Annotated in this window: 1 protein-coding gene; it reads right to left on the bottom strand. The window is 87.0% G+C overall.

Annotation, left to right across the window (positions count from 1 at the left end):
* The coding region (locus JAO81_RS42960; protein WP_233416238.1) for a hypothetical protein at positions 1–186 on the bottom strand (186 nt) is incomplete at its 3' end.
* Between the last annotated feature and the right edge of the window lie 83 nt (positions 187–269).

Here is a 269-nt window from a genome sequence, read left to right as displayed (position 1 = left end):
CGCCATCCCCTGCCCCCCCGCCGCCCCCCCCCGGGGGCGGGGCCCGACCCCCCCCCCCGCGGCGCCGCCGCCCCCCACGACCACCAGGGCGCCGGCCGCGAGCAGGACGCGGGCGCGCCGGCGCGGCTTCGCGGCCGTGGTGGAATGCCCGGACCGTTCCGAAGCCTGGGACTCCGCGGACTCCACCGGACCGAGCGTCCCGACCGGCGGCGGCGGCTCCGGCCCCGCCCCCCCGGCGGACGGCCCCGCGCCGCGCGGCCCGCCGCCCG

It is taken from the genome of Streptomyces sp. N35 (assembly GCF_016464295.1).
Classification (GTDB): Bacteria; Actinomycetota; Actinomycetes; order Streptomycetales; family Streptomycetaceae; genus Streptomyces.
This window is presented reverse-complemented; position numbering and strand designations above follow the sequence as displayed.